The sequence below is a fragment of the Streptococcus sp. 449_SSPC genome, from assembly GCF_001073005.1.
GTDB lineage: Bacteria > Bacillota > Bacilli > Lactobacillales > Streptococcaceae > Streptococcus > Streptococcus salivarius_F.
The window spans coordinates 17,823-43,818 of record NZ_JVGR01000009.1 but is presented as its reverse complement, the minus strand read 5'-3'; the positions used below and the strand labels follow the sequence as shown (position 1 = coordinate 43,818).

The window sequence follows — 25,996 nt, the reverse complement described above, 5'->3', positions numbered from 1 at the left end:
ACACCGTCAAATCAACGTTCGCTCGTTCCGTCGTTCTTTGGGCGTTGCCCTAAGTGTACCTTTTTGCTGGCTGTTAGAATAGCCAGCTTTTGCTTGGCTAGAAATTGTCTGGACGGCAGTCTGCAGGACTTCGCCTGACTTCCCGTCAGGCTCGTCCCTTGTCCTTGTCCACACAATTTCTAGCTCCAAGGCTTCGAATAGTCATAAGTCATCGTCTTGTCCTCAACTTCCTCCCCACTCACCAATCCTAAACTTACGAGCTATTTTGTATTATTTATAACTTATTTATAAGTTATAAATATATTTTATAAAAAATATTTTAATTAGTCAACTAAAAACTTGATTTGTAAGTTTATAGGTGATAAAATAAGTTAAAAATAAAAATAGGAGTTTCCCATGACCTTTATTATTCAAAATTTTGGACCCAATTTGGCACGACTACGCATAGAAAAAGGAGTAAGCCAAACTCAACTAGCTGAAGATTTAGGAATCGGTAAACAGTCCATCTCTGATTACGAAAAACAAAAAAGCTATCCTACCTTTGCAAATTTGGATAAGATAGCAGAATATTTTAATGCAACTCCAACCCAACTCTTTGGAACTAGTAAAGAGATTGAGTTAGAAAAGAGTGTTCTTGAATCTAATGAATACTCTGATAAAGTAAGTGAGATTTTAAAAGCTGTCAAATACATCGAAGATTTTCTAGAAACTGATGGACAGTACTTAGAGGATTTACTTTACCTAACAAGAGGCAACCAACTATACACAGAAGATGGAGATGAGTTGTATATTGATCCAACTTCTCAGAAAAGAACACTTCATAACCAATATGAACCTGGTTTTATTGTAGCAAGGGATAAATCTCCACTAGAACTCTTAATTGAAAATAAGGAATTGTTTGATAAATAGAAAAAGCGAGGATAACCTCGCTTCAGATTGAAGTTAAAATCTTTAGAAGACACTTTTATAAGGACTTTGTCTTCAATCTGTGAAAAGGAGTGGAAACTCCTTTTCTTTTTGTAAGTCAGACTGAAACTTCCAAATTGTTTATTTATTTTATTGACATTTTCTATAAAAATAAGTATAATAGTTTAATTATCAGACTATACTATATAGGGGGTATTGAAATGAAATTTTCTAATCGTTTACTGCTATTCCTTGCAGGAGTTGTTTTTGTCCTTTTAGGACTTTTCCTATTTACAAACCCAGTAGCTAATCTTGTTGCTTACAGCTGGTGGATTGCATTTGATTTACTGGTTTCTTCTATAGCAGCTATTTTAGGCTATTTCTCTGCACCAAAAGAGCTTCGCTCACCTGTTTATCTTTTCCAAGGGTTTGTTAGTCTTCTCTTAGCTCTTTACCTCGTTGCTTATGGCTTTGTGACCCTGCCGGTCGTCATTCCGACCATTGTAGGAATTTGGTTAATTGTAGAAGCCATTATTGCTTTCTTTAAAGGCAAACGTCTAGGATTGATTTTCCCTATTATTGGTAGCAATATCACGTGGGTAGCCTTGCTTGAATTTTTACTAGGTCTAGTGATTCTGTTCAATCCAGTGGCTACAGGTGTCTTTGTCGTTTATGTCATTGCCTTTGCATTTTTAGTTACTGGCTTCACCTACATTATTGAGGTCTTTCGTAAATAGTCTAGTTGCTATTTCTATCGCATTCAAAAAAGCTGGGAAATCATATTCTCAGCTTTTTTGTCTCTTTAATTATCACTTTTTCGCATTCCATTCTGCGTAGAATTGCTCCAAGTATTCTTCCAAAAAGTGATGGCATAGTGCTCTAGCATTCGATAAGTTGCAATAATAACCGGTCGAGAACGGGGCATTGACTCAATCATACCGAAAATAAAAGAGCGAATGTTATCTGCAAAAAGAAAGCTTAGATTCTTTGCGATTTCAACAAAAAAAGCACTGTTTGTACTGATCCCAAAAGTTAGATTTTTTCTGTCTAACTTTTGGGGTGCAGTACATTTTCAACTCTCTTATTTATTTTCTTATCTCACATAATTACTTCACATATCCAGGCTCATCAAATTCATTTTTTTCAATAACATATGCCACATTTGCATCCTTATTGATCAAAGAACATATATCTATTAAACTACAAAAGCTCTCTGACCGCAAAATTCCGTTAATTTACAACCTTATTCCTACTGTTTATTTTACTTTTCTGACAGATAAGATTATAATAAGGAGTATTTATTTTCGGAGGTTTTTATGTCATTTCTATCAAAAAATTGGGCAGGACTGTTAGTCTGTCTGATCATTTCTATCATCTCTTGGGTTTTAGGAGGCTTTCTGCCTGTTGTGGGAGCACCTGTTTTCGCCATTTTTATCGGAATGATTCTCTACCCCTTTCTCACTCCCTATAAACAACTGGATGCTGGTTTGACTTATAGCTCCAAAAAATTGCTTCAGTATGCTGTTATCTTACTTGGTTTTGGACTCAATATCTCTCAAGTTTTCGCAGTTGGAAAATCTTCCCTTCCTGTCATCCTTTCGACTATTTCTATCGCTTTAATTATTGCTTTCTTTTTCCAACGATTTTTTAACATGGATACAAAGCTAGCTACCTTGATTGGGGTAGGCTCTTCTATCTGTGGCGGTTCTGCCATTGCAGCGACTGCTCCTGTTATTCACGCCAAGGAAAAAGAAGTAGCCCAAGCCATTTCTGTTATCTTTTTCTTCAATGTCTTGGCAGCTCTTATCTTTCCAACTCTAGGTTCTTGGCTCCATCTCTCCAACGAAGGTTTTGCTCTCTTTGCGGGTACTGCGGTCAACGATACTTCCTCTGTAACAGCCACAGCTAGCGCCTGGGATAGTCTGTATCATACCAATACTCTAGAATCTGCAACCATTGTCAAACTGACTCGTACCTTAGCTATTATCCCTATTACTCTCTTCCTCTCCTATTGGCAAAGCCGTCAACAAGACAACAACCAAGGAGTAAAGCTTAAAAAAATCTTCCCCGTTTTCATTCTCTACTTCATCCTAGCTTCTCTGCTAACCACCGTCCTTACTTCTTTTGGTGTTAGCAATAGCTTCTTTTCACCTCTCAAACAGCTCTCCAAATTCCTCATCATCATGGCTATGAGTGCTATTGGTCTCAAAACTAACCTCGTTGCTATGATCAAATCCAGTGGAAAATCCATTCTTCTTGGAGCCCTTTGCTGGATCGCTATCATCCTGACTAGTCTTGGCATGCAATTACTCATCGGTATTTTCTAAGAAAAAAGGGAGCCTAAAGGCTACCTCAGAACGTAGACAAACGTCATTTTTGGCGTTTGTCTTTTTGTATCTTCAAAGATATTTTGTCTTATCATCTACTATTCCATCCAAAAATCTGATTTAAAGCAAAATAAAAAGGGATATTCCCTATCCATTTCGATAATTTTTTCATTACCCATTCTTTATTACCAATCATCAAACACTCTGCCTGTGAGTTGGTACATGAGGTAAATGTGCTCCAAGGTTTTGACAATTCGCGTCACATGAAGTTATTTAAGCATCTCCTTTTCTCTCATTACCATTTTCTGTTATAATAAATTGTACTTCTAGAATAGAAAGGTCTTAAGATGGCAACTCTTATTAAGCATAAACGTGTAGAATTTTCAGAACTATTTTATGACCTAGTGTTTGTTTTTGCAATTTCAAAAGTAACTACTTTAATTGACCATCTTCATAATGGTATTTTGACTTGGAATTCTTTCTTTGATTTTTTCATAGCTGTCTTGGTTCTCACCGATTCCTGGATGATTCAAACCATCTATACCAATCGCTATGGAAAGAACTCTTTATTTAACATGGTAATCATGTTTATCAAAATGGGACTTTTACTCTTTATAGCCAATATGATTGGACCTGATTGGCAACAATATTTTCATTATCTCTGTTGGGCTATTGGTACATTAACCTTTACCTTATTTTTACAATATTTGGTTGAATTTTTTAGAAAATCAACCGATAATGTTAATCGGGAAAGTATCAAAGGTTTTCTATGGATAACAGGTCTAGGAAGTTTAGGAGTCTATCTAGCAGCTCCTCTTCCTATTTACGTTGGAGTCCCTATCTTATTTGCTAGTATTCTGCTAACATTTATTATGCCAATTATCTTGCTTAGTAAAGATAAGCATTACCAGGTAAATCTCCCCCATTTAATCGAGCGCATCTCCCTTCTTGTCATTATTATGTTTGGAGAGATGATTATGGAGCTAGCTAACTTCTTTACAATCGAGAATTTCTCGATTTATTCGGTTCTTTATTTCATTATTATGCTTTCTCTGTTCTTGTTTTATTTTGGTCAATTCGACCATGCTATTGATGAAAAATCTGATCAAAAGGGACTATTTCTAATTTACAGTCACTATCCTATTTTCATTGGACTTATTATGATGACCGTTTCGATGAGTTTTCTTCTGAATCCTGAAGCTAATCGTCTCTTTGCAACCAGCTTCTCTTATATCGGATTTGGCCTCTTTCAAGCTGCTGTCCTAGTAAATGGGCCCTGTAACAAACACTATCTTAGCTATTCGAAAAGTTACTACTGTGTCCAAGCGACACTCTATCTGGCTGCCTTGATTCTCTCTTTAATCTTTGCTTCTAATCCTATAATAGTAGTGAGTATAACAACCATTTTAGCTCTAGCTATAGCCATTCATTTTATTTATTTTTATGTGACACAGAATAAAAAATATTCCAAATCTAACTGGGGGTTCTTTTAATGAGTTTATAACATAAAAAAGCTTTGGGAACCAAGGCTTTATATGATATCAATCACCGACCACGAAAATGTTTAGCTTACAGAACTGCTAGTGAAGCTCTAGAGGATGAGTTCGAGTAAATGTTGCACTTATTCTTGCAATTTATCATTTACTTGATGCACGAACTCGATATTTTTTTCGTTAATTTGTTTTTGCCCCACTTTTGCCCCATTTTTAAATCCTGACATTGAAAATACCTAAAAGTATTTCCCTAAAATCAGCTATATTTCAACATTTTTGTTTATTTTCAATATGAAAAGTTCTTACAAATTCATGTAGGGGGCAGTTTAATATCGAAAAGAGACTTGATTGTAGGTCTCTTTTTTTTATTTTTCTAAGAAAGAACTCACTTTAAACAGAACTTTACGTGCTTGTTTGTCCAAACGAGAGTTGTTCCAAATGATAATTCCTTCTAAGATATATGCTTTGTGTTATGATATTAGTCAGGAAACAGAATTGAAAAAGGAGACCTGTATTGAAAATTGCAATCATTGGCTATAGCGGCTCTGGAAAGTCTACTTTGGCAAACTTTTTAGGTCAACACTACAATTGTGAGGTTCTTCATTTAGATAAAATTCATTTCACATCAAATTGGCAAGAGCGAACAGTTGATGAAATGACTGACGATATATCAACATTTATGCTACAACGTGATTGGATTATTGAAGGGAATTACTCGGCCTGTCTTTATGAAGAACGCATGAGGGAAGCTGACTGTATTGTCTATTTCAACTTTAACAGAGTTAATTGTCTCTATCGGGCATTTAGGCGCTATTTAACATATAGGGGAAAGACACGTCCTAGCATGGCAGAAGACTGTAATGAAAAATTTGATTTTGCATTTGTGAAATGGATTTTATTAGACGGACGTTCTAAAAAATATGTCGAGCAATATAATGTAGTTATTAAAAATTATTCTGACAAGACAATTATTTTAAAGAATCAAAGGCAGTTAAATCATTATATGAAGCAGGTTAAATAGCTAGTAGAATTATTTAGTCATAAAATAGCTGGTAGTTCTATATAAGATGTAAGGATAAAAAAGAGATCGTAAATAACGAGTTGCAATCTTAGCTATAACTGTCAGAATATTTTGTAAGAAGCGCTTTCAACGTTGAACAAATAGCCTTTTTTCTGCTATAATAAACTGTAACGCGAAACTTGTGGGTGAAATTCCCACCGTGAAGTTTTTCAAGAAAGGTGGGGACAGCCTCGTAAAGGTGGAGCTGTCCGTTATCAAAATAATATGACATCAGTAGTTGTTGTGGGTACCCAGTGGGGTGATGAAGGTAAAGGGAAAATTACAGATTTCCTAAGTCAAGATGCCGAAGTGATCGCACGTTATCAAGGTGGAGACAATGCAGGTCACACGATTGTTATCGATGGTAAGAAATTTAAATTGCACTTGATTCCATCAGGTATTTTCTTCCCAGAGAAAATCTCTGTTATCGGGAACGGTGTAGTGGTCAATCCTAAATCACTTGTCAAAGAGTTGGAATATCTTCATGCCGAAGGTGTGTCAACAGAGAGCCTTCGTATTTCTGACCGTGCGCACGTTATCTTGCCGTACCATATTAAACTTGATCAACTGCAAGAAGCTGCTAAAGGTGATAATAAGATTGGTACAACTAACAAAGGTATTGGTCCTGCCTATATGGATAAGGCTGCGCGTGTAGGTATCCGTATTGCAGACCTTTTGGACAAAGAAATCTTTGCTGATCGTTTGAAAACAAACTTAGCTGAGAAAAACCGTCTTTTCAATAAGATGTATGAATCTGAAGAATTATCATTCGAAGAGATTTTTGAAGAGTACTATGCTTATGGACAACAAATTAAGCAATATGTCACAGATACATCTGTAATCTTGAACGACGCTCTTGATGCAGGCAAACGTGTCCTCTTTGAAGGAGCTCAAGGGGTTATGCTTGATATTGACCAAGGTACTTACCCATTTGTAACGTCATCAAACCCAGTTGCGGGTGGTGTTACAATCGGTTCAGGTGTTGGTCCATCTAAAATCAACAAGGTCGTTGGTGTATGTAAGGCCTATACGAGTCGTGTTGGTGATGGTCCTTTCCCAACTGAGTTATTTGATGAAGTAGGTGAACGTATCCGTGAAGTTGGTCATGAATATGGAACAACAACTGGACGTCCACGTCGTGTGGGATGGTTTGACTCAGTGGTGATGCGCCATAGCCGTCGTGTATCAGGTATCACAAACCTCAGCTTGAACTGTATCGATGTTCTCTCAGGTCTTGACACTGTAAAAATTTGTGTAGCTTATGATCTTGATGGTGAGCGTATTGATTACTACCCAGCTAGTCTTGAGCAATTGAAACGCTGTAAACCAATCTATGAAGAATTGCCAGGTTGGGAAGAAGACATCACAGGTTGCCGTAGTTTAGATGAGCTTCCTGAAAATGCTCGTAATTATGTTCGTCGTGTTGGTGAATTGGTAGGTGTACGTATCTCTACTTTCTCTGTAGGACCAGGACGTGAACAAACAAACATTCTTGAAAGTGTTTGGTCAAATATCTAAAGCCAACAAAAGGAGAATCCAGGAAACTAGGTTCTCTTTTCTCACGCCTTAAACTTATGGATTAATATGAATGTTGCAACTATTAAAAAAGGTTACTAATTTTTCGATATGATTAGGAGAGAAACCTTTCTATTTGATTAGTTTTTCGGTATAATATGGATTGATTAAATGAAAATTAATGAGAACCTACTTTCATGATTTAAAAGTGTGTTCGTAATTTTGACAAAGAAAATAAGTGAGCATATCTCTTAATAGCTTTGGGCAAGAGGTGAATAATGAAGAAGATTGTATTTGTTTGTCTGGGGAATATTTGTCGTAGCCCAATGGCAGAATTTGTGATGAAAGAGCTGGACCAAGGAAAGTCTTTGCATATCGAAAGTCGCGCGACATCTTCATGGGAGCATGGAAATCCAGTTCATCAAGGTACCCAAAAGATTTTAAGGAAATATGCTATTTCTTTTGACTCTTCCAAGGGCTCACAGCAGATTAGTCAGGCTGATTTTGAGTTCTTTGATCTAGTTGTGGGAATGGATGAGTCAAATGTTGAGGATCTTCTACAGATATCTGCAGGGCATTATGACGATAAAATCAAGCTTTTCAGACCTGGTGGAGTGCCGGACCCATGGTACACAGGTGACTTTGAAGAAACATACAAATTGGTAACGGAAGGTTGCCAAGAGTGGTTACAGTGGATTAAGGATAGACAATGAATTTTAAACAACTAAAGGATTTTGATTTTAAAAATATTGAGATTGATCGTAATCAATTTGAGCGTATCACTGTAGGTATTATTATTTTGTGCGCTCTTTCCTTGTTTTTGGTGACTATAAAAACGCAACATTCCATCAAGATTGACGGGACTAAGATTACTTATAAGGGTCAGATGCAGAACCATCGTTTGAATGGTCAGGGAACTTTGACCTATGATAATGGTGATACCTATACGGGAGAATTTAAAAACGGTTCTTTTAATGGTCAAGGAACTTTCAAATCTCATAAAGGTTGGACTTATGTCGGAGAATTCAAGTCTGGTCAAGCAGACGGTCAAGGAAAATTGACAACCGAAAAAAAGGTTACCTATAAAGGAAAATTTAAACAGGGGATTTTTAAAGGATGAGAATTAACTGGTTTTCTTATATTCGTGTGACAGGGCTACTGTTGGTTCTGATCTATCATTTCTTCCCAAGTATTCTTCCTGGGGGATTTATTGGTGTTGATGTCTTCTTTACCTTTTCAGGGTATTTGATTACAGCACTTTTGATTGATGAGGTATCTAGGACGCATCGCATTGATTACCTTGGATTTATGCGACGACGATTTTACCGGATAGTACCACCACTTGTGTTGATGGTGCTTATCTGTACCCCTTTGGCACTCTTAGTGCGAAATGATTTTATTGCAGGTATTGGACGTCAAATTACCTCTGTTATCGGTTTTGTAACTAACTATTATGAGATTTTGACCGGTGGTAATTACGAGAACCAGTTTAACCAGCATATTTACCTCCACACATGGAGTTTGGCTATTGAGGTCCATTATTACATTCTCTGGGGGGCTTTGCTGTGGTTCTTAGCTAAGCGTGTCAAACATCAAAATCAATTTAGAAGCCTAGTCTTTATGGTATCGCTAGCTTGCTTTGTGGTAAGCTTCTTATCAATGTTTATTGGTGCCTTCTTTGTTGATGGTTTTTCTCGTTTGTATTTCTCATCAATTACGCATGCCTATCCTTTCTTCTTGGGTTCACTCTTTGCGACACTTTCAGGTGTGTATGAAACGACCGCTAGGTTCAAGAAAAATATACGTCTTTGGACTCTGAAAAAGACAGTCCTTTATATGGCAGGAAGTTTTGCCTTGCTCGTATTGTTGGGCTTAGTCCTTCATTTTGAGGAACGCATCACCTACCTATTTGGTTTTGTTTTGGCTAGTTTGTTCACGGCTGTTATGATTTACTCTGCCCGTGTCCTCCATGAGAAATTGCCTGGAAAATCAGAGCCTGCTCTTATTAGTTATCTGGCAGAAATCAGCTATAGTGTCTATCTTTTTCACTGGCCACTATATATTATCTTTAGTCAATTGACCAATAATATTATTGCAGTCATTCTGACAACGATTCTGTCAATTGTTTTTGCGACACTTTCCTACTATATAATAGAGCCATTTATTGCAGGAAGAAAGGCCAGTCTCTTTGGAATAGACTTAGACTTGACGCCGTACCGACATATTGTGCTTTATGTATTTAGTGGTCTTACCTTAATTACAGTGCTTATTTCTCTCTTTGCGCCGGCTGTAGGGAACTTTGAGAAAGATTTAGAAGCTAATGGGTTGTCGCAAGCTCAGACTAAAATGAAATTAACTCGTACAAATGCGGAGAACAGTCAGGCTACTTCATTTGGTGTGAATAAGGGAGTGACAGTTTTAGGGGACTCCGTAGCTCTTAGATCAAAAGATCAGCTGGAATCAAGTATTGATAATGTCGCTATAGATGCAGTAGTCAGTCGTAACCTATCAACAATCAACGATTTGCTTAAAGATTACGCGGATAGTAATGCTCTTGCTAAGGATGTTGTCATTGCTGGTGGTGTTAATGAGATTGACGACTATAAAGGCGTTATTAATAAAATCATCAAGAATTTACCTAAGGGTCACCATATTATCTTTGTAACACCATATAATGGAAGTAAATCTGGTAACGAGGCTCAATCTTTGCTTCAGTTACGTAAGTATGAGTTAGAGATGGCGGAGAAATATGACTTTGTGACAGTTGCTGACTGGTATCAAGTGGCTAAAGAAAATATTTCTATCTGGAATGGTACAGATGGGGTTCACTTTGGATCTGATAGCGACTCAATTAACCGTGGCGCTAAACTCTATACTAAGACAATTAAAGAAGCTATAGAGAAAGCTGATAAGGCACCAGTTAAGGGTGGTAAGAAATAATTAAGAGAGAAGACAAGTCTTGTCTTCTTTTTTATGGACAAATTTTGACTGCATTTTTTGTTTTGTGCTAAAATAAGCCTATGGCAAGAATATTAGATAATGATTTACTAGGAGATGAAGAGTATGTTGAGCGTACCCTTCGTCCACAGTACTTTAAGGAATACATTGGTCAAGATAAGGTTAAAGACCAATTAAAGATTTTTATAGAGGCAGCTAAACTTCGTGATGAAGCCCTAGATCATACTCTTTTGTTTGGTCCTCCAGGTTTGGGGAAAACAACTATGGCTTTTGTGATAGCTAATGAGATGGGCGTCAATTTAAAGCAGACGTCTGGGCCAGCAATTGAAAAGGCTGGTGATTTAGTTGCTATACTCAATGACTTGGAGCCAGGTGATATCTTATTTATTGATGAGATTCACCGGATGCCAATGGCAGTGGAAGAAGTTCTTTATAGTGCTATGGAAGATTACTACATCGATATCATGATTGGTGCGGGCGAAACAAGTCGAAGTGTCCATCTAGAGTTACCACCTTTCACATTAGTAGGTGCAACTACTCGAGCAGGTATGTTGTCAAATCCATTGAGGGCTCGCTTTGGGATTAATGGTCATATGGAATATTATGAGCTACCAGATTTGAAGGAAATTATTGAACGTACTTCAGAAATCTTTGACATGACTATAACACCTGAAGCTGCTCTAGAGCTAGCACGTCGTAGCCGTGGGACGCCTCGTATTGCTAACCGCCTACTTAAGCGCGTGAGAGACTATGCACAAATTATGGGTGATGGCATCATTGATGATAAGATTGCAGACAAGGCGTTGACTATGTTGGATGTGGACCATGAAGGACTAGATTATGTCGACCAAAAAATTCTCCGCACCATGATTGAAATGTATGGTGGGGGACCAGTTGGTCTAGGTACCTTGTCAGTTAATATTGCTGAAGAGCGAGAAACGGTAGAAGATATGTATGAACCCTATCTAATTCAAAAGGGATTTATTATGCGAACACGAACAGGACGTGTTGCAACGGTTAAAGCCTATGAACACATGGGGTACGACTACACTCAAGAAAGTTGATAAAAAATCCATCGAAGATGGATTTTTTTGTTTAGGCAAAAAAGAAAATAAAGAAAAAGAAAAAAACTTAAAAAATCCCTTGCAATGAGTAGGTTCTTTTGTTATTATATTATGGTGCTGTAAATACAGCGCTTAGCTATGATACAAGAGGTTGCGACACGCCTGGTTGCACTGCCACGCAATCCGTGTTGGTTTTCTTGAGGAGCTAGCCTATTATCTTAAATAGACGAAAGAGGAGAAAAAATGGCAAACAAAAAAATCCGTATCCGTTTGAAAGCTTACGAACACCGTACGCTTGATACAGCGGCTGAAAAAATCGTAGAAACTGCAACTCGCACAGGTGCGACAGTTGCTGGGCCAGTTCCACTTCCAACTGAACGTAGTCTCTACACAATTATTCGTGCGACTCACAAATATAAAGATTCTCGCGAACAATTCGAAATGCGTACACACAAACGTCTTATCGACATCATCAACCCAACTCAAAAAACAGTTGACGCTTTGATGAAACTTGATCTTCCAAGTGGTGTGAACGTAGAAATCAAACTTTAATTAAAAGCTTGATTCATTGAGCATAAAAAACGCTCGTTAAAAACTTTTTTGAGCATAAAAAACGCTCATAAAAAACTTTTTGAAAAAACAATAAAGTAAAGGAAATATTTTCTCATGACAAAAGGAATCTTAGGGAAAAAAGTGGGAATGACTCAAATCTTCACTGAAGCAGGTGAATTTATCCCTGTTACTGTCATCGAAGCTACTCCAAACGTTGTGCTTCAAGTTAAAACTGTTGAAACAGACGGTTACGAAGCAGTTCAAGTTGGTTTTGACGACAAACGCGAAGTATTGAGCAACAAACCTGCCAAAGGCCACGTAGCGAAAGCTAACACAGCTCCTAAGCGCTTCATTCGTGAATTCAAAAACATTGAAGGCTTGGAAGTTGGATCAGAAATCACTGTTGACACATTCGAAGCTGGAGATGTTGTTGACGTAACTGGTACTTCAAAAGGTAAAGGTTTCCAAGGTGTTATCAAACGCCACGGTCAATCACGCGGACCTATGGCTCACGGTTCTCGTTACCACCGTCGTCCAGGTTCAATGGGACCTGTTGCGCCTAACCGTGTTTTCAAAAACAAACACTTGGCAGGACGTATGGGTGGCAACCGTGTGACAATTCAAAACCTTGAAGTTGTACAAGTTATCCCAGAGAAAAACGTTATCCTTATCAAAGGTAACGTACCAGGTGCTAAGAAATCTCTTATCACTATCAAATCAGCAGTTAAAGCTGCTAAATAATAAGAAAGGAGAAATCAGTTAAAAATGGCAAACGTAAAACTATTTGACCAAACTGGTAAAGAAGTTAGCACAGTTGAACTTAACGACGCTATCTTCGGTATCGAACCAAACGAATCAGTAGTATTTGATGTCGTAATCAGCCAACGTGCTAGCCTTCGCCAAGGTACTCACGCGGTTAAAAACCGTTCAGCAGTATCAGGTGGTGGACGTAAACCATGGCGTCAAAAAGGAACTGGACGTGCTCGTCAAGGTTCTATCCGCTCACCACAATGGCGTGGTGGTGGTGTTGTCTTCGGACCAACTCCACGTTCATACGGATACAAACTTCCTCAAAAAGTTCGTCGCCTTGCATTGAAATCTGTTTACTCAGCTAAAGTTGCAGAAGATAAATTTGTAGCGGTTGAAGCTCTTTCATTTGCAGCTCCAAAAACTGCTGAATTCGCAAACGTTCTTTCAGCTCTTAGCATCGATTCTAAAGTACTTGTTATCGTTGAAGAAGGAAACAAATTCGCTGAACTCTCAGCACGTAACCTTGCAAACGTAACTGTTGCAACTCCTGCAACTGCAAGTGTACTTGACATCGTAAACGCAGATAAACTTCTTGTTACTAAAGAAGCTATCTCATCAATCGAGGAGGTTCTTGCATAATGAATTTGTATGACGTAATCAAAAAACCTGTTATCACTGAGAAATCTATGGTTGCTCTTGAAGCAGGAAAATACACTTTCGAAGTTGATACACGTGCACACAAACTCTTGATCAAACAAGCAGTTGAAGCTGCATTTGAAGGTGTTAAAGTTGCTAGCGTGAACACTGTAACTGTTAAACCAAAACAAAAACGTGTTGGACGTTACACTGGTTTCACTTCAAAAACTAAAAAAGCTATCATCACTCTTACAGCTGATTCTAAAGCAATCGAGTTGTTTGCAGCTGAAGCTGAATAATCAAAGGAGAAATTAACGTGGGTATTAAAGTTTATAAACCAACGACAAATGGCCGTCGTAACATGACTTCTTTGGATTTCGCAGAAATCACTACAAGCACTCCTGAAAAATCATTGCTTGTTTCTCTTAAGAACAAAGCTGGTCGTAACAACAACGGTCGTATCACTGTACGTCACCAAGGTGGCGGACACAAACGTCACTACCGTTTGATTGACTTCAAACGTAACAAAGATGGCGTTGAAGCAGTTGTTAAAACAATTGAGTATGATCCAAACCGTACTGCAAACATCGCTCTTGTACACTACACTGACGGGGTTAAAGCTTACATCATCGCACCTAAAGGTCTTGAAGTAGGTCAACGTATCGTTTCAGGTCCAGATGCGGATATCAAAGTTGGTAACGCTCTTCCACTTGCAAACATCCCAGTTGGTACAGTTATCCACAACATTGAGCTTCAACCAGGTAAAGGTGCTGAACTTATCCGTGCTGCTGGTGCATCTGCTCAAGTTTTGGGTCAAGAAGGTAAATACGTACTTGTTCGTCTTCAATCAGGCGAAGTTCGTATGGTTCTTGGTACATGTCGTGCAACTATCGGTACTGTAGGTAACGAACAACAATCACTTATCAACCTTGGTAAAGCCGGCCGTAATCGCTGGAAAGGTGTTCGCCCAACAGTTCGTGGTTCTGTAATGAACCCTAACGATCACCCACACGGTGGTGGTGAAGGTAAAGCACCAGTTGGACGTAAAGCGCCATCTACTCCATGGGGTAAACCTGCGCTTGGTCTTAAAACTCGTAACAAGAAAGCTAAATCTGACAAACTTATTGTTCGTCGTCGTAACGAAAAATAATTTAGTCGCTTAGCACATAACATCCGCCAACTCGGTAGCACTTCTTAGTGCAAGCCGCTGTGGTACATTTAATTTAAAGGAGAAAACTACAAAATGGGACGTAGTCTTAAAAAAGGACCTTTCGTCGATGAGCATTTGATGAAAAAAGTTGAAGCTCAAGCAAATGACGAAAAGAAAAAAGTAATTAAAACTTGGTCACGTCGTTCAACGATTTTCCCAAGTTTCATCGGATACACTATCGCAGTTTATGATGGACGTAAACACGTTCCTGTTTACATCCAAGAAGACATGGTAGGTCACAAACTTGGTGAATTTGCACCAACTCGTACTTACAAAGGTCACGCAGCTGACGATAAGAAAACACGTCGTTAATAGGAGGAGGACACAATGGCAGAAATTACTTCAGCTAAAGCAATGGCTCGTACAGTGCGTGTTTCACCTCGTAAAACACGTCTTGTTCTTGATCTTATCCGTGGTAAGAACGTTGCTGATGCAATCGCAATCTTGAAATTCACTCCAAACAAAGCAGCTCGCATTGTTGAGAAAACTCTTAACTCTGCTATCGCTAACGCAGAAAACAACTTTGGTTTGGAAAAAGCTAACTTGGTAGTATCTGAAACATTCGCAAACGAAGGACCAACAATGAAACGTTTCCGTCCACGTGCGAAAGGTTCAGCTTCACCAATCAACAAACGCACAACTCACGTAACAGTAGTTGTGTCAGAAAAATAAGGAGGTAAACTCGTGGGTCAAAAAGTACATCCAATTGGTATGCGTGTCGGGATCATCCGTGACTGGGATGCGAAATGGTATGCTGAAAAAGAATACGCAGATTACCTTCACGAAGATTTGGCAATCCGCAAATTCATTCAAAAAGAACTTGCAGACGCTTCAGTTTCAACTATTGAAATCGAACGTGCTGTAAACAAAGTTATTGTTTCACTTCACACTGCAAAACCAGGTATGGTTATCGGTAAAGGTGGATCAAACGTTGACGCTCTTCGCGCTCAACTTAACAAATTGACTGGAAAACAAGTACACATCAACATCGTTGAAATCAAGAAACCTGATTTGGACGCTCACCTTGTTGGTGAAACAATTGCTCGCCAACTTGAGCAACGTGTTGCTTTCCGTCGTGCACAAAAACAAGCTATCCAACGTGCAATGCGTGCTGGAGCTAAAGGAATCAAAACTCAAGTATCAGGTCGTTTGAATGGTGCAGATATCGCCCGTGCAGAAGGATACTCTGAAGGTACAGTTCCACTTCACACACTTCGCGCTGATATCGATTACGCTTGGGAAGAAGCTGACACAACTTACGGTAAACTTGGTGTTAAAGTTTGGATCTACCGTGGAGAAGTTCTTCCAGCTCGTAAAAACACTAAAGGAGGCAAATAACAAATGTTAGTACCTAAACGTGTTAAACACCGTCGTGAATTCCGTGGAAAAATGCGCGGTGAGGCTAAAGGTGGTAAAGAAGTATCATTCGGTGAATACGGTCTTCAAGCTACAACTAGCCACTGGATTACAAACCGTCAAATCGAGGCTGCTCGTATTGCCATGACTCGTTACATGAAACGTGGTGGTAAGGTTTGGATTAAGATCTTCCCACACAAATCATACACTGCTAAAGCTATCGGTGTACGTATGGGTTCTGGTAAAGGGGCACCTGAAGGTTGGGTAGCACCAGTTAAACGTGGTAAAGTAATGTTCGAAATCGCAGGTGTTTCTGAAGAAGTTGCACGTGAAGCGCTTCGTCTTGCTAGCCACAAATTGCCAGTTAAATGTAAATTCGTGAAACGTGAAGCAGAATAAGGAGAAGACATGAAACTTGAAGAAATCAAAAAGTTTGTTGCTGAGCTTCGTGGCTTGTCTCAAGAAGAGCTTGCTAAAAAAGAAAACGAACTTAAGAAAGAACTTTTCGACCTTCGTTTCCAAGCTGCAGCAGGTCAACTTGATCAAACTGCCCGTTTGAACGAAGTGAAAAAACAAATTGCACGTGTTAAAACTGTGCAATCTGAAATCAAATAATAGATTGGGAAAGGAGCAATTCTAATAATGGAACGTAATCAACGTAAAACCCTTGTTGGACGCGTAGTATCTGACAAGATGGATAAAACAATCACAGTTGTAGTTGAAACTAAACGTAACCACCCAGTCTATGGTAAACGTATCAACTATTCTAAAAAATACAAAGCACATGATGAAAACAACGTTGCTAAAGAAGGCGATATCGTTCGTATCATGGAAACTCGCCCACTTTCAGCTACAAAACGCTTCCGTCTTGTAGAAGTTGTGGAAGAAGCTGTTATTATCTAATAAAACTAAAAGGAGACAATTGAAATGATTCAACAAGAAAGTCGCTTAAAAGTTGCTGATAATAGCGGTGCTCGTGAAATCTTGACTATCAAAGTTCTTGGTGGTTCAGGACGTAAATTCGCTAACATCGGCGACGTTATCGTTGCAACTGTTAAACAAGCTACACCAGGTGGAGCTGTTAAAAAAGGTGATGTTGTTAAAGCTGTTATCGTTCGTACAAAAACTGGTGCTCGCCGTCCAGACGGTTCATACATCAAGTTTGATGATAACGCTGCAGTAATCATCCGCGATGACAAAACTCCTCGTGGAACTCGTATCTTTGGCCCTGTTGCACGTGAATTGCGTGAAGGTGGATACATGCGTATCGTATCTTTGGCGCCAGAAGTACTTTAATCTGAATTAACACAAACTTAGTCCCCTGAAATGTTCAGGGTGCCCATTAGGGCGTAAGAAATAATAGGAGAAATACTCAAATGTTTGTAAAAAAAGGCGATAAAGTTCGCGTTATTGCTGGTAAAGACAAAGGAACTGAAGCAGTAGTTCTTAAAGCTTTTCCAAAAGTAAACAAAGTTGTTGTTGAAGGTGTTGCAATCATCAAAAAACACCAAAAACCATCAGCTGAAAACCCTCAAGGTGCTATCGTGGAAAAAGAAGCACCAATCCACGCTTCAAACGTTCAAGTTCTTGACAAGAACGGTGTAGCTGGACGTGTAGGTTACAAAGTTGTTGACGGCAAAAAAGTTCGTTACAACAAAAAATCAGGCGAAGTGCTTGACTAATCACGAAGGAAAGGAGAAAGTATTAAATGGCTAACCGTCTTAAAGAAAAATACACTAACGAAGTAATTCCAGCTTTGACTGAAAAATTCAATTATTCTTCAGTTATGGCTGTGCCAAAAGTTGATAAGATCGTTATCAACATGGGTGTTGGTGAAGCTGTAAACAACGCTAAAACTCTTGAAAAAGCTGCTGCTGAGTTGGCACTTATTTCAGGTCAAAAACCATTGATTACTAAAGCTAAGAAATCAATCGCTGGCTTCCGTCTTCGTGAAGGTGTAGCGATCGGTGCTAAAGTTACCCTTCGTGGTGAACGCATGTACGAATTCTTGGATAAATTGGTATCAGTATCACTTCCACGTGTTCGTGACTTCCATGGTGTTCCAACTAAATCATTTGATGGACGTGGTAACTACACACTTGGTGTTAAAGAACAACTTATCTTCCCAGAAATCAACTTCGACGATGTTGATAAAGTACGTGGTATGGATATCGTTATCGTAACTACTGCTAACACTGACGAAGAAGGTCGTGAATTGCTTAAAGGCCTTGGAATGCCTTTTGCAAAATAATCTAGGAGGTAAATAAATTGGCTAAAAAATCAATGATTGCTAAGAACAAACGCCCTGCGAAGTTCTCTACGCAAGCTTACACTCGTTGCGAACGTTGTGGACGTCCACACTCAGTTTATCGCAAATTTAAACTTTGCCGTGTTTGCTTCCGTGAATTGGCTTACAAAGGTCAAATTCCAGGTGTTACCAAAGCTTCTTGGTAAAAACATGGTACATTTAAGTTAGTTTCACCTAATTTGAATGTATTAAACACAATCTGAGCCTAGCTCAATCATTAACTAGCAAGTGAATTATTCAAACTACTAGTAAGAGGAGAAAATATAAAATGGTTATGACTGACCCAATTGCAGATTTCTTGACACGTATTCGTAACGCTAACCAAGCTAAACACGAAGTACTTGAAGTACCTGCATCAAACATTAAAAAAGGTATCGCTGAAATCCTTAAACGTGAAGGTTTCGTAAAAAATGTTGAAGTTATCGAAGATGACAAACAAGGTATCATCCGCGTATTCTTGAAATACGGACAAAACGGTGAACGTGTTATCACTAACTTGAAACGTATTTCTAAACCAGGTCTTCGTGTTTACTCTAAACGTGAAGATGTTCCTAAAGTTCTTAACGGACTTGGAATCGCGATCATCTCTACTTCAGAGGGTCTTTTGACTGATAAAGAAGCTCGTCAAAAGAACGTTGGTGGAGAAGTTATCGCTTACGTTTGGTAAGAAGATGATACTAAGCACTTATCTCAAATGATTTGTGCGAGTTTCGTTGATTATATTCTATGAAACTCATCCCCGTGAAAACTAGTCACTTTGTGGCTTGATAATCTAACAGGAGAATTAAATACTATGTCACGTATTGGTAATAAAGTTATTACTTTGCCTGCTGGTGTTGAAGTAACAAACAACGATAACGTTGTTACTGTTAAAGGACCTAAAGGCGAACTCACTCGTGAGTTTAACAAAAACATTGAAATCAAAGTTGAAGGCAATGAAGTTACACTTCACCGTCCAAACGACTCAAAAGAAAACAAAACAATCCACGGTACTTCTCGTGCAAACTTGAACAACATGGTTGTTGGTGTTTCTGAAGGTTTCAAAAAAGAACTTGAAATGCGCGGTGTCGGATATCGTGCGCAACTCCAAGGAACAAAACTTGTTCTTTCAGTTGGTAAATCTCACCAAGACGAAGTTGAAGCTCCAGAAGGTATTACTTTTGAAGTACCATCTGCAACTTCAATCGTTGTAAGTGGTATTAACAAAGAAGTTGTTGGTCAAACAGCAGCTTACATCCGTAGCCTTCGTTCACCAGAACCTTACAAAGGTAAAGGTATCCGTTACGTTGGTGAATACGTACGTCGTAAAGAAGGTAAAACTGGTAAATAATAGGATTTTATCCTTATGGCAATTCTTTGTGGATTGTCTCTTTACCAAAAGCTCTCATGAGCTAGCATTATAATTAAGAGGTGAAAATTGTGATTTCGAAACCAGATAAAAACAAACTCCGCCAAAAACGCCACCGTCGCGTTCGCGGAAAACTCTCTGGAACTGCTGATCGCCCACGTTTGAACATTTTCCGTTCTAATACAGGCATCTACGCTCAAGTTATTGATGACGTAGCGGGTGTAACGCTCGCAAGTGCATCAACTCTTGATAAAGAAGTTTCTAAAGGAACTAAAACAGAACAAGCCGTTGTTGTCGGTAAACTTGTTGCTGAACGCGCAGTAGCTAAAGGTATTTCTGAAGTGGTGTTTGACCGCGGTGGATATCTCTATCACGGACGTGTTAAAGCTTTGGCTGACTCAGCTCGTGAAAACGGATTGAAATTCTAATAGGGAGGACACTTAATAATGGCATTTAAAGATAATGCAGTAGAACTTGAAGAACGCGTAGTTGCTATCAACCGTGTTACTAAAGTTGTAAAAGGTGGACGCAACATGCGTTTTGCTGCTCTTGTTGTTGTTGGTGACCGTAATGGTCGCGTAGGATTTGGTACTGGTAAATCTCAAGAGGTTCCAGAAGCTATCCGTAAAGCAGTTGAAGCAGCTAAGAAAAACCTTATCGAAGTTCCTATGGTTGGTACAACTATTCCTCACGAAGTTCGTTCAGAATTTGGTGGAGCGAAAGTATTGTTGAAACCAGCTGTTGAAGGGGCTGGGGTTGCCGCTGGTGGTGCAGTTCGTGCCGTCATCGAATTGGCTGGTGTTGCTGATGTAACATCTAAATCACTCGGTTCAAACACTCCAATCAACATCGTTCGTGCGACTGTTGAAGGATTGAAACAACTTAAACGTGCTGAAGAAGTTGCGGCTCTTCGTGGCATCTCAGTATCTGACTTGGCATAAGAAAGGAGATAACAATGGCTCAAATTAAAATTACTTTGACTAAGTCTCCAATCGGACGCAAACCAGAACAACGTAAAACAGTTGTTGCTCTTGGACTTGGTAAATTGAATAGCTCAGTTGTTAAAGAAGACAACGCTGCTATCCGTGGTATGGTCAACGCAGTATCTCACTTGGTAACTGTAGAAGACGTTAAATAAAAATTGATTTAAGTCGTGAGGGTTACCTTGCGACTTAAACTGAATTTCATGTATAGGCGAGTTTCTAATCAAGCTACCTTACTTGGTTAGAGGCGCTAGCATTTTACAAAAAGAGGAGAAAATAATAATGAAACTTCATGAATTGAAACCTGCTGAAGGTTCTCGTAAAGTCCGCAACCGTGTAGGTCGTGGTACTTCATCTGGTAACGGTAAAACTTCAGGCCGTGGTCAAAAAGGTCAAAAAGCTCGTAGCGGTGGTGGCGTACGTCCAGGATTTGAAGGTGGACAAACTCCATTGTTCCGTCGTCTTCCAAAACGCGGATTCACTAACATCAACGCTAAAGAATACGCACTTGTAAACCTTGATCAATTGAACGTCTTTGAAGATGGTACAGAAGTAACTCCAGCAGTTCTTAAAGAAGCTGGAATCGTTCGTGCTGAAAAATCAGGCGTTAAAGTTCTTGGTAACGGCGAATTGACTAAGAAATTGACTGTTAAAGCAGCTAAATTCTCAAAATCTGCTGAAGCAGCTATCACTGCTAAAGGTGGTTCAATCGAAGTCATCTAATGAGGGGTAACTCATTATGTTCTTTAAACTATTAAAAGACGCATTGAAAGTCAAAAACGTTCGTAATAAGATTTTATTTACAATCTTCATTATTTTCGTTTTTCGTGTAGGGACTCATGTAACAGTTCCTGGTATCAATGCGGAAAGTTTGAAACAATTAAGTGATTTACCTTTCTTGAACATGCTTAACTTGGTGTCTGGTAATGCCATGAATAACTTCTCTATCTTCTCGATGGGGGTTAGTCCTTACATTACAGCATCAATCATTGTCCAACTTTTGCAGATGGATATCTATCCAAAATTTGTGGAGTGGGGCAAACAAGGGGAAGTTGGTCGTCGTAAATTGAACCAAGCGACTCGCTACATCACTCTTGTTTTAGCCTTTGTTCAATCGATTGGTATTACAGCAAGTTTTAATACTCTCTCATCAATTTCATTGGTTAAAACACCAAATGTTTCAACCTACCTATTGATTGGGACAATTCTAACTGCTGGTAGCATAATTGTGACATGGCTTGGTGAACAAATCACAGATAAAGGTTTTGGTAATGGTGTGTCAATGATTATCTTTTCAGGAATCATCGCTTCTATTCCAAAAATGTTCTCAACGATTTACGAGGATTTCTTTGTCAATGTTCGTTCAGGAGAATTGACTCGTTCATATATCATAGTTGCTTTGTTAATTGTGGTAGGTTTGGCGATTGTCTTCTTTACGACATTTGTTCAACAGGCAGAATATCAAATTCCAATTCAATATACTAAATTGGTTCAAGGGGCTCCAACGAGTTCTTACCTTCCATTGAAAGTAAATCCAGCTGGTGTTATTCCCGTTATCTTTGCTAGCTCGATTACAACAATTCCTAGTACTATTCTTCCATTCTTCTCGAAGGTTACATGGTTATCACACTTACAAGGACTACTCTCGTATAATACACCTAGTGGAATGATTACTTATGCGATATTGATTATCTTATTCTCATTCTTCTACACATTTGTCCAAGTAAATCCTGAAAAAACGGCTGAAAATCTTCAAAAGAATGGGTCTTACATTCCTAGTGTTCGTCCAGGTCGTGAGACTGAAAAGTACATGTCTTCATTGCTTAAGAGATTGGCAACAATCGGGGCTGTATTTCTCGCGTTTATTTCATTGGCTCCAATTGCGGCTCAACAGTTTATGCACCTTACAAGCTCAATCGCGCTTGGTGGTACATCTCTCTTGATCTTGATTTCAACTGGTATCGAAGGTATGAAACAACTCGAAGGTTACCTATTGAAACGTCAGTACGTTGGATTTATGAATCTTGAAGACTAAGTCTTCTCATGAACAATTGAGAGGGAAAGAAAGGTTACTTTCTGTCCCTTCTCTTTTGTTTTTTGATAACTCTACCAATGTGTTAAAACCTTGATAGAGTTATTTGAAAACAAAAATAAGGAGTTCGTAAGATGAATCTTTTAATTATGGGTCTACCAGGTGCTGGTAAAGGGACTCAAGCTGCAAAAATTGTTGAAGAATTTGGTGTAGCTCACATCTCAACTGGTGATATGTTCCGTGCTGCTATGGCTAACCAAACTGAAATGGGTGTTTTGGCCAAATCATTCATCGATAAAGGTGAATTGGTACCAGATGAAGTAACAAACGGAATCGTTAAAGAGCGTTTGGCTCAAGACGACATTAAGGAAAAAGGATTCCTTTTGGATGGTTTTCCTCGCACGATCGAACAAGCTCATGCCTTGGATCAAATCTTGGTTGATCTTGGTTTGGAGCTTGAGGGAGTAATCAATATCGAAGTGGATCCATCTTGCCTTCTTGAACGCTTGAGTGGTCGTATTATTCACCGCGAAACAGGTGAAACTTACCATAAAGTATTCAACCCACCAGCTGACTACAAGGAAGAAGACTATTACCAACGTGAAGATGACAAACCAGAAACAGTGAAACGCCGCTTGGATGTGAATATTGCTCAAGGTGAGCCAATTATTGCACATTACCGTGAGCTTGGTCTTGTATCAGATATTCAAGGTAACCAAGATATCGACGATGTATTCGCTGATGTTAAAAAAGCGATTGCAGCAATTAAATAATTATATAATCTTACTTGCGTATCAGACTTAAGCATGTTATAATACTTTAGTCTGACTTATAATTGTTACCTCTGTGCTCAGAGGAAATCAAATCGAAATTTTAGGGGGTACTTTTGCGTGGCAAAAGAAGACGTGATTGAAATTGAAGGTAAAGTTGTAGAAACTATGCCTAATGCTATGTTTACTGTTGAATTGGAAAATGGACACCAAATTTTGGCGACAGTTTCTGGTAAAATCCGTAAAAACTACATTCGTATTTTGGTCGGTGACCGTGTGACTGTTGAAATGAGTCCTTATGATTTGACACGTGGACGCATCACATACCGCTTTAAATAATCGAAATAATTGGAGGGATTGAAACATGAAGGTAAGACCATCGGTTAAACCAATTTGCGAATACTGTAAAGTTATTCGTCGTAACGGTCGTGTTATGGTAATTTGTCCAACAAATCCAAAACACAAACAACGTCAAGGATAATATAGAAAGGAGAAATCATGGCTCGTATTGCTGGAGTTGACATTCCAAACGATAAACGTGTAGTAATCTCACTTACTTACGTATACGGTATCGGACTTGCAACATCTAAGAAAATCTTGGCTGCTGCAGGCGTTTCTGAAGACATCCGCGTTAAAGATTTGACAAATGATCAAGAAGACGCTATCCGTCGCGAAGTGGATGCAATCAAAGTTGAAGGTGACCTTCGTCGTGAAGTTAACCTTAACATCAAACGTTTGATGGAAATCGGTTCATACCGTGGTATCCGTCACCGTCGTGGACTTCCTGTCCGTGGACAAAACACTAAAAACAATGCCCGCACTCGTAAAGGTAAAGCTGTTGCGATTGCAGGTAAGAAAAAATAATTAAAATAAAATAGGAGGTAAAAACATTGGCTAAACCAACACGTAAACGTCGTGTGAAAAAGAATATCGAATCTGGTATTGCTCACATTCACGCTACTTTCAATAACACTATTGTTATGATTACAGATGTGCATGGTAACGCTGTAGCATGGTCATCAGCTGGTGCTCTTGGTTTCAAAGGTTCTCGTAAATCTACACCATTTGCTGCACAAATGGCTTCAGAAGCTGCTGCTAAATCTGCACAAGAACATGGTCTTAAAACAGTTGAAGTAACTGTTAAAGGTCCTGGTTCAGGTCGTGAGTCTGCTATCCGTGCTCTTGCTGCTGCAGGTCTTGAAGTAACAGCAATCCGTGATGTAACACCTGTACCACATAATGGTTGTCGTCCTCCAAAACGTCGTCGTGTGTAATCTTTAATAACAATAGTACACAAGGTTCGTTTCGAGGGAGTATAATAAATGATTGAGTTTGAAAAACCAATAATAACAAAAATTGATGAAAATAAAGATTACGGCAAATTTGTCATCGAACCACTAGAACGTGGTTATGGTACAACTTTGGGTAACTCTCTTCGTCGTGTACTTTTGTCATCACTTCCAGGTGCTGCCGTAACATCAATTAAGATTGATGGAGTACTCCACGAATTTGATACCGTACCAGGCGTCCGTGAAGACGTGATGCAAATCATCCTTAATATTAAAGGACTTGCTGTAAAATCTTACGTCGAAGACGAAAAGACAATTGAACTTGATGTCCAAGGTCCAGCTGAAGTTACTGCTGGAGACATCTTGACTGATAGCGACATTGAAATTGTTAACCCTGATCATTATCTTTTCACTATCGCTGACGGCGCTTCTTTGAAAGCGACTATGACAGTAGCTACAAACCGTGGTTATGTTCCAGCAGATGAAAACAAGAAAGATGATGCACCAGTGGGAACATTGGCTGTAGATTCAATCTACACACCAGTGAAAAAAGTCAATTATCAAGTTGAACCTGCCCGTGTAGGTAGCAACGATGGTTTTGATAAATTGACAATCGAAATCATGACAAACGGAACAATCATCCCTGAAGATGCCCTCGGTCTCTCGGCTCGCGTTTTGATTGAACACTTGAACTTGTTTACTGACCTTACTGACGTTGCTAAAGCTACTGATGTAATGAAAGAAACTGAAAAAGTGAACGATGAAAAGGTGCTTGACCGTACCATCGAAGAACTTGATTTGTCTGTACGCTCATATAACTGTTTGAAACGTGCCGGTATTAATACCGTCCATGATTTGACAGAAAAAACTGAGCCTGAAATGATGAAAGTCCGTAACCTAGGTCGTAAATCTCTTGAAGAAGTCAAAGTTAAGTTGGCTGATCTTGGACTTGGACTAAAAAACGATAAATAATAATATAGGAGGATAACATGGCTTACCGTAAACTTGGACGCACAAGCTCACAACGTAAAGCGGTTCTTCGTGATTTGACTACAGATCTTATCATTAACGAAGCAATCGTTACAACTGAAGCACGTGCTAAAGAAATCCGTAAAACAGTTGAAAAAATGATCACTCTTGGTAAACGTGGTGATTTGCACGCACGTCGTCAAGCAGCTGCATTTGTACGTAACGAAATTGCATCTGAAAGCTATGATGAAGCAACTGATAAATATACATCAACAACTGCTCTTCAAAAACTTTTCTCAGAAATCGCACCTCGTTATGCTGAACGTAACGGTGGATACACTCGTATCCTTAAAACAGAACCACGTCGTGGCGATGCTGCCCCAATGGCAATCATCGAACTTGTTTAATTTTTATCAATTTTGTTGAGTGTTATGATGATGGAATAGCTTAGCTTTTCTTAGTCTAGCTCT

At 38.9% G+C, this 25,996-nt stretch carries 40 protein-coding genes; 39 read left to right on the top strand and 1 reads right to left on the bottom strand.

What is annotated here, in order from left to right:
* Positions 1-6: 6 nt before the first annotated feature.
* Positions 7-189, bottom strand: coding sequence for a hypothetical protein (locus ADH51_RS10295; RefSeq protein ID WP_003095815.1), 183 nt, complete (start codon positions 187-189; stop codon positions 7-9).
* 207 nt (positions 190-396) lie between these two features.
* On the opposite strand from ADH51_RS10295, the gene ADH51_RS02060 reads away from it, so the two are divergent.
* The 39 genes from ADH51_RS02060 to rplQ all read left to right on the top strand — a co-directional run bounded on the left by ADH51_RS02060 (position 397) and on the right by rplQ (position 25,933).
* Entirely contained in the window at positions 397-909 is a 513-nt protein-coding gene (locus tag ADH51_RS02060; RefSeq protein WP_002919839.1) for a helix-turn-helix domain-containing protein, read from the top strand.
* A 218-nt stretch (positions 910-1,127) separates the two neighbouring features.
* Positions 1,128-1,643 (top strand): DUF308 domain-containing protein, encoded by a 516-nt coding sequence (locus ADH51_RS02055; protein WP_048674117.1) that lies wholly within the window; start codon positions 1,128-1,130, stop codon positions 1,641-1,643.
* Between the two features lie 579 nt (positions 1,644-2,222).
* Positions 2,223-3,233 (top strand): YeiH family protein, encoded by a 1,011-nt coding sequence (locus ADH51_RS02050; protein WP_003009857.1) that lies wholly within the window; start codon positions 2,223-2,225, stop codon positions 3,231-3,233.
* Positions 3,234-3,580: 347 nt separating this feature from the next.
* Positions 3,581-4,726: a low temperature requirement protein A gene (locus ADH51_RS02045; RefSeq protein ID WP_048674114.1), complete on the top strand. Its 1,146-nt coding sequence runs from the start codon at positions 3,581-3,583 to the stop codon at positions 4,724-4,726.
* 514 nt (positions 4,727-5,240) lie between these two features.
* Positions 5,241-5,747: a DNA topology modulation protein gene (locus tag ADH51_RS02040; protein WP_022495839.1), complete on the top strand. Its 507-nt coding sequence runs from the start codon at positions 5,241-5,243 to the stop codon at positions 5,745-5,747.
* 264 nt (positions 5,748-6,011) lie between these two features.
* Positions 6,012-7,304 carry an adenylosuccinate synthase gene (locus ADH51_RS02035; protein WP_048674112.1) on the top strand — a complete coding sequence of 431 codons (1,293 nt, stop codon included), beginning with the start codon at positions 6,012-6,014 and terminating at the stop codon, positions 7,302-7,304.
* Positions 7,305-7,579: 275 nt separating this feature from the next.
* A complete protein-coding gene (locus tag ADH51_RS02030; protein ID WP_048674110.1) occupies positions 7,580-8,014 on the top strand; it encodes a low molecular weight protein-tyrosine-phosphatase in 435 nt (144 codons plus the stop codon).
* Complete coding sequence (locus tag ADH51_RS02025) at positions 8,011-8,421, top strand: membrane protein (protein WP_048674108.1); 411 nt, start codon at positions 8,011-8,013, stop codon at positions 8,419-8,421. Before ADH51_RS02030 ends, ADH51_RS02025 begins: the two co-directional genes overlap by 4 nt.
* Entirely contained in the window at positions 8,418-10,241 is a 1,824-nt protein-coding gene (locus ADH51_RS02020) for an acyltransferase family protein (RefSeq protein ID WP_048674106.1), read from the top strand. Before ADH51_RS02025 ends, ADH51_RS02020 begins: the two co-directional genes overlap by 4 nt.
* 80 nt (positions 10,242-10,321) lie before the next feature.
* A complete protein-coding gene (gene ruvB, locus ADH51_RS02015) occupies positions 10,322-11,323 on the top strand; it encodes a Holliday junction branch migration DNA helicase RuvB (protein ID WP_002887068.1) in 1,002 nt (333 codons plus the stop codon).
* Between the two features lie 243 nt (positions 11,324-11,566).
* Positions 11,567-11,875, top strand: a complete 309-nt coding sequence (gene rpsJ, locus ADH51_RS02010) for a 30S ribosomal protein S10 (RefSeq protein ID WP_002885653.1) — start codon at positions 11,567-11,569, stop codon at positions 11,873-11,875.
* A 114-nt stretch (positions 11,876-11,989) separates the two neighbouring features.
* Positions 11,990-12,616 carry a 50S ribosomal protein L3 gene (gene rplC, locus ADH51_RS02005; RefSeq protein WP_002885755.1) on the top strand — a complete coding sequence of 209 codons (627 nt, stop codon included), beginning with the start codon at positions 11,990-11,992 and terminating at the stop codon, positions 12,614-12,616.
* Between the two features lie 24 nt (positions 12,617-12,640).
* Positions 12,641-13,264 carry a 50S ribosomal protein L4 gene (rplD, locus tag ADH51_RS02000; RefSeq protein WP_002885795.1) on the top strand — a complete coding sequence of 208 codons (624 nt, stop codon included), beginning with the start codon at positions 12,641-12,643 and terminating at the stop codon, positions 13,262-13,264.
* Entirely contained in the window at positions 13,264-13,560 is a 297-nt protein-coding gene (locus ADH51_RS01995) for a 50S ribosomal protein L23 (RefSeq protein WP_002885771.1), read from the top strand. Before rplD ends, ADH51_RS01995 begins: the two co-directional genes overlap by 1 nt.
* 17 nt (positions 13,561-13,577) lie before the next feature.
* Positions 13,578-14,411: a 50S ribosomal protein L2 gene (gene rplB / locus ADH51_RS01990; RefSeq protein ID WP_002885867.1), complete on the top strand. Its 834-nt coding sequence runs from the start codon at positions 13,578-13,580 to the stop codon at positions 14,409-14,411.
* Between the two features lie 93 nt (positions 14,412-14,504).
* Positions 14,505-14,783, top strand: a complete 279-nt coding sequence (rpsS, locus tag ADH51_RS01985) for a 30S ribosomal protein S19 (RefSeq protein WP_000533765.1) — start codon at positions 14,505-14,507, stop codon at positions 14,781-14,783.
* A 15-nt stretch (positions 14,784-14,798) separates the two neighbouring features.
* Positions 14,799-15,143, top strand: coding sequence for a 50S ribosomal protein L22 (rplV, locus tag ADH51_RS01980; protein ID WP_002887063.1), 345 nt, complete (start codon positions 14,799-14,801; stop codon positions 15,141-15,143).
* Positions 15,144-15,155: 12 nt separating this feature from the next.
* Positions 15,156-15,809: a 30S ribosomal protein S3 gene (gene rpsC / locus ADH51_RS01975; protein WP_002885727.1), complete on the top strand. Its 654-nt coding sequence runs from the start codon at positions 15,156-15,158 to the stop codon at positions 15,807-15,809.
* A 3-nt stretch (positions 15,810-15,812) separates the two neighbouring features.
* Positions 15,813-16,226, top strand: a complete 414-nt coding sequence (gene rplP, locus ADH51_RS01970) for a 50S ribosomal protein L16 (RefSeq protein ID WP_000960950.1) — start codon at positions 15,813-15,815, stop codon at positions 16,224-16,226.
* A gap of 9 nt (positions 16,227-16,235) precedes the next feature.
* Entirely contained in the window at positions 16,236-16,442 is a 207-nt protein-coding gene (gene rpmC, locus ADH51_RS01965; protein WP_002885754.1) for a 50S ribosomal protein L29, read from the top strand.
* A gap of 27 nt (positions 16,443-16,469) precedes the next feature.
* Positions 16,470-16,730 carry a 30S ribosomal protein S17 gene (rpsQ, locus tag ADH51_RS01960; RefSeq protein ID WP_002885836.1) on the top strand — a complete coding sequence of 87 codons (261 nt, stop codon included), beginning with the start codon at positions 16,470-16,472 and terminating at the stop codon, positions 16,728-16,730.
* Between the two features lie 24 nt (positions 16,731-16,754).
* Positions 16,755-17,123, top strand: a complete 369-nt coding sequence (gene rplN / locus ADH51_RS01955) for a 50S ribosomal protein L14 (protein WP_002885711.1) — start codon at positions 16,755-16,757, stop codon at positions 17,121-17,123.
* An 80-nt stretch (positions 17,124-17,203) separates the two neighbouring features.
* Complete coding sequence (gene rplX, locus ADH51_RS01950) at positions 17,204-17,509, top strand: 50S ribosomal protein L24 (protein WP_048674103.1); 306 nt, start codon at positions 17,204-17,206, stop codon at positions 17,507-17,509.
* Between the two features lie 26 nt (positions 17,510-17,535).
* Complete coding sequence (gene rplE / locus ADH51_RS01945; protein ID WP_002887058.1) at positions 17,536-18,078, top strand: 50S ribosomal protein L5; 543 nt, start codon at positions 17,536-17,538, stop codon at positions 18,076-18,078.
* A 17-nt stretch (positions 18,079-18,095) separates the two neighbouring features.
* A complete protein-coding gene (locus ADH51_RS01940) occupies positions 18,096-18,281 on the top strand; it encodes a type Z 30S ribosomal protein S14 (RefSeq protein WP_001085699.1) in 186 nt (61 codons plus the stop codon).
* Between the two features lie 122 nt (positions 18,282-18,403).
* Positions 18,404-18,802, top strand: a complete 399-nt coding sequence (gene rpsH / locus ADH51_RS01935; protein ID WP_002885642.1) for a 30S ribosomal protein S8 — start codon at positions 18,404-18,406, stop codon at positions 18,800-18,802.
* Between the two features lie 126 nt (positions 18,803-18,928).
* On the top strand, positions 18,929-19,465 hold the full coding sequence (gene rplF / locus ADH51_RS01930; protein ID WP_002887056.1) for a 50S ribosomal protein L6: 537 nt from the start codon (positions 18,929-18,931) through the stop codon (positions 19,463-19,465).
* A gap of 89 nt (positions 19,466-19,554) precedes the next feature.
* The gene (rplR, locus tag ADH51_RS01925) at positions 19,555-19,911 is read left to right on the top strand and encodes a 50S ribosomal protein L18 (protein WP_002885810.1); all 357 of its coding nucleotides are present in this window, start codon (positions 19,555-19,557) and stop codon (positions 19,909-19,911) included.
* A gap of 18 nt (positions 19,912-19,929) precedes the next feature.
* A complete protein-coding gene (gene rpsE, locus ADH51_RS01920; protein WP_002885626.1) occupies positions 19,930-20,424 on the top strand; it encodes a 30S ribosomal protein S5 in 495 nt (164 codons plus the stop codon).
* A 14-nt stretch (positions 20,425-20,438) separates the two neighbouring features.
* Positions 20,439-20,621 (top strand): 50S ribosomal protein L30, encoded by a 183-nt coding sequence (gene rpmD, locus ADH51_RS01915; protein WP_002885773.1) that lies wholly within the window; start codon positions 20,439-20,441, stop codon positions 20,619-20,621.
* A 127-nt stretch (positions 20,622-20,748) separates the two neighbouring features.
* Positions 20,749-21,189 carry a 50S ribosomal protein L15 gene (gene rplO, locus ADH51_RS01910; protein ID WP_002885849.1) on the top strand — a complete coding sequence of 147 codons (441 nt, stop codon included), beginning with the start codon at positions 20,749-20,751 and terminating at the stop codon, positions 21,187-21,189.
* Between the two features lie 16 nt (positions 21,190-21,205).
* Positions 21,206-22,501 (top strand): preprotein translocase subunit SecY, encoded by a 1,296-nt coding sequence (gene secY / locus ADH51_RS01905; protein WP_002892081.1) that lies wholly within the window; start codon positions 21,206-21,208, stop codon positions 22,499-22,501.
* A 131-nt stretch (positions 22,502-22,632) separates the two neighbouring features.
* Complete coding sequence (locus tag ADH51_RS01900) at positions 22,633-23,271, top strand: adenylate kinase (RefSeq protein ID WP_002887048.1); 639 nt, start codon at positions 22,633-22,635, stop codon at positions 23,269-23,271.
* Positions 23,272-23,388: 117 nt separating this feature from the next.
* On the top strand, positions 23,389-23,607 hold the full coding sequence (gene infA / locus ADH51_RS01895) for a translation initiation factor IF-1 (protein ID WP_001040189.1): 219 nt from the start codon (positions 23,389-23,391) through the stop codon (positions 23,605-23,607).
* A gap of 25 nt (positions 23,608-23,632) precedes the next feature.
* Positions 23,633-23,749 (top strand): 50S ribosomal protein L36, encoded by a 117-nt coding sequence (rpmJ, locus tag ADH51_RS09765; RefSeq protein ID WP_000868345.1) that lies wholly within the window; start codon positions 23,633-23,635, stop codon positions 23,747-23,749.
* Between the two features lie 17 nt (positions 23,750-23,766).
* Positions 23,767-24,132: a 30S ribosomal protein S13 gene (gene rpsM / locus ADH51_RS01890; RefSeq protein WP_002885820.1), complete on the top strand. Its 366-nt coding sequence runs from the start codon at positions 23,767-23,769 to the stop codon at positions 24,130-24,132.
* 26 nt (positions 24,133-24,158) lie between these two features.
* Complete coding sequence (gene rpsK / locus ADH51_RS01885; protein ID WP_002885718.1) at positions 24,159-24,542, top strand: 30S ribosomal protein S11; 384 nt, start codon at positions 24,159-24,161, stop codon at positions 24,540-24,542.
* 48 nt (positions 24,543-24,590) lie between these two features.
* Positions 24,591-25,529 (top strand): DNA-directed RNA polymerase subunit alpha, encoded by a 939-nt coding sequence (locus tag ADH51_RS01880; protein WP_002885793.1) that lies wholly within the window; start codon positions 24,591-24,593, stop codon positions 25,527-25,529.
* Positions 25,530-25,546: 17 nt separating this feature from the next.
* A complete protein-coding gene (rplQ, locus tag ADH51_RS01875; protein ID WP_002885709.1) occupies positions 25,547-25,933 on the top strand; it encodes a 50S ribosomal protein L17 in 387 nt (128 codons plus the stop codon).
* Positions 25,934-25,996: the final 63 nt, after the last annotated feature.